This is a genomic window from Microbacterium sp. K24, assembly GCF_004794465.1.
Lineage (GTDB): Bacteria > Actinomycetota > Actinomycetes > Actinomycetales > Microbacteriaceae > Microbacterium.
The window spans coordinates 1-2,845 of sequence record NZ_SSDJ01000055.1; the positions used below are offsets into that span (position 1 = coordinate 1).

Sequence of the window (2,845 nt, forward strand, 5' to 3'; positions counted from 1 at the left end):
CCCATTCCGCACCGCGGGAGACGAAGAGCAGGATGCCGGTGAGGATGATGCGCTGCTCGGTGCGTTCGGCAGCGCCCAGGCCGGTGGGAGCTCCGGCGGATGCCGCGAGGCGGCGCAGCGCTTCGGGCTGCTCGAGGATGTCGTCTTCGAAGGGCGTGCGATCCGCCATGGCAACTCTTTTCGTCGAAAGCCTGTAGGAATCCCGATCGATTCAAACAGTCGTGATGTTTGAATGATCATAAGTTCTGATCATTTGATCCGTCAAGAGGCTAGGCTGACTTTCGTTCGATCGGAATTCGGCGATGGTGGATGAGAATGGGGGCATGGTGAACGCAAAGGACCTCCGGCATCAGGAGATCATCGCGATGCTCAAGGACGCGGGATCGCTGTCGGTCGCCGACCTGGGCACCCGCATCGGCGTCACCGAGATCACGATCCGTCGCGACCTCGAGGCGCTCGAGAACGCGGGAGCCGTCAAGCGATACCACGGCGGGGCGCAGCTCGCCATCGGCAGCAGTTACGAACCTCCCATCGCGGTGCGCGAGCAGACGCATGCCGCCGACAAGAAGGCGATCGCGGCCCGCGTCGCCCAGCTCATCGACGACGGCAGCACCGTCGTGCTCGACGGCGGCACGACGGGCATCGCGATCGCGCAGGCATTGACCGAGCGGCAGATCACGGTGTGCCCGCTCTCGCTCCGGGTCGCGTGGGAGTTCGCGGGCTCCACCTCGGTGCGTCTGCTGATGCCTCCTGGCCTCGTCCGCACCGGTGAGCTCAGCATCAGCGGATCGGAGACCGTCGAGTACCTCCTCGCCCACCGCTTCGACGTGTACGTCATGACCGCCAGCGGGTTCTCTCTCGACCATGGTTTCTCGGAGTGGAACGTCGAGGACGCGGCCGTGAAGCGCACCGCCCGCGCATCATCGCAGCGCACGATCGCGGCGATCGACGCGAGCAAGTTCGGCACGACGTGCTTCGTCTCGCTGTGCGCGATCGACGGCCCCGACGCCGTCGTCACCTCGGAACTGTCGCCGAGCGACCTCACCGCGCTCACCGCGGCAGCACGGAGCGTCGAGATCGCCTGAACACCTCCCGGGTTCGGAATGCCTCCCGAGTTAGGATGGCCTAAGCACCCCGAGGGAAGGATGCGACCGATGGGCTTCATCACGTCCGACGCGCTGGCGGAGACCGGTTACGTCGTCCTCGACGATCACCCCGCCGACGTCGACCCCGCGGAATGGCTCGGACTCGAGTACGTGCGCTGGCGCTCCTCCGGCATCACCCGGTTCGCCCCGCTCACCAGCTATGCGGGCGACGTGGACTGCAACGGGTTCTGGAACCACACGCCTCCCCGCACCGATAAGGACGGCGTCTGGGTGTCGTCCCAGGTGGCGATCTCTCCGACGCTGCAGCAGTGGGCGCTCGAGCCGGGTGCCGGGGTCGGGCGCTGCCGGGTGATCGAGCTGCAGCCCAACGAGTACGCGGACGCCGTCTACAACCTCCATCAGGATGACAACAACCGTCTCAACGACGACGGCACCGGCTGGGTGGTGCGCGCCTTCTTCAACCTCACGGACGACACGGAGTCGATGCTGATCCTGCGCTCGGATCGCTTCGATCCGGCGACGGAGGTGCGGCTGCCGCTGCACGCGGGCTCGCGGATCGTCGTCGACACGCAGCGCTTCTGGCATGCGGTCTGGCACCGCGGCACCGCTCCCCGCTACGCGCTCATCGCCTCGTGGACGAGCGGTCCCGAGCTCGACGCGTACATCGCGGCGCACCACGGTGATCCGGATCCGCAGACCGTGCCGCTCGATCCGCAGGTCGTCGACGCCGCGCAGGTCGAGCTGCACCGCCGCATCGAGGAACGCCGCAAGGCCTTCGAGGCACAGGGCATCGTGATGGAGCCGCCGACGCCGCTCTACGGCTGAGGAGGTCGCGACCTCAGACCGTCCGCCCGCCCTCCAGTCGCACCACGCGGTCGACCGTCCCCTCGGGCGGCGCGACATGCGAGATCAGCAGCACCGACTGGTCGCCTGCTGCCTCGAGCAGGTCGCGCAGCAGCCCGTCGGACGCGTCGGGGTCGACGCCGGCGGTCGGCTCGTCGAGCACCAGCACGGGGAATCCGCGCAACAGCGCGCGGGCCAGAGAGAGGCGCTGCGCCTGACCACCCGAGACGAGGGCGCCGCGATCGCCGACCCGTGCGTCGAGGCCGCCGCGCTCCCGCATCCACTCCCCCAGCCCGACGCGATCGAGCACCTCGCGCAGCTCATCGTCGGTCGCGGTGTCGCGCGCGAACAGCAGGTTCTGCCGGATGTCCTCGTCGAACAGCTGCGGGCTCTGCTCGCACAGCCCGATCGTGCGGCGCAGGGCCGCACCCGACAGCGCCGCAGCATCCGCCTCGCCGACGCGGTACTCCCCCTCGGGCCGCAGGAATCCCACGAGGACTGCGGCGAGCGAGCTCTTCCCTGCACCGCTCGGCCCCGCGACGAGCACCCGCTCCCCGGGGCGCAGATCGAGGTCGACTCCGTTGAGCGCCGCCGCGCCGCCCGGCCAGTGCGCGCGGACATCGCGCAGCCGCAGAGCGGGTGCGCCCGTGATCTCGGCATCCTCGCCCTCGTCGGTCCGCAGTTCCGCCGGCATCCGATCCGGCAGCACGTCGACGATGCGCTCGGCACTCGCCCGCACGCTGCGCCAGGATGCCGCGGCGATCGGCACCGCGCCGAAGATCTCGAACACCACCATCGGCACGAGCACGGCGACCGCCAGCCAGGGCCCGTCGATCGCGCCGGTCGCGAGTCCCGGAGCCGCCGCGGCGAGTGCCCAGACCGACGCCGCGGCGGCT

At 69.4% G+C, this 2,845-nt stretch carries 3 protein-coding genes; 2 read left to right on the forward strand and 1 reads right to left on the reverse strand.

Annotated features, from left to right (window positions below; translation table 11 throughout):
• Positions 1–323 precede the first annotated feature (323 nt).
• Together DW306_RS03405 and DW306_RS03410 are read left to right on the forward strand one after the other, a co-directional pair.
• Positions 324–1,085: a DeoR/GlpR family DNA-binding transcription regulator gene (locus tag DW306_RS03405; protein WP_168429217.1), complete on the forward strand. Its 762-nt coding sequence runs from the start codon at positions 324–326 to the stop codon at positions 1,083–1,085.
• 69 nt (positions 1,086–1,154) lie between these two features.
• Positions 1,155–1,931: a hypothetical protein gene (locus DW306_RS03410; RefSeq protein ID WP_136054243.1), complete on the forward strand. Its 777-nt coding sequence runs from the start codon at positions 1,155–1,157 to the stop codon at positions 1,929–1,931.
• A 13-nt stretch (positions 1,932–1,944) separates the two neighbouring features.
• Here DW306_RS03410 and DW306_RS03415 read toward each other — a convergent pair.
• The coding region (locus DW306_RS03415; protein ID WP_136054244.1) for an ATP-binding cassette domain-containing protein at positions 1,945–2,845 on the reverse strand (901 nt) is incomplete at its 5' end.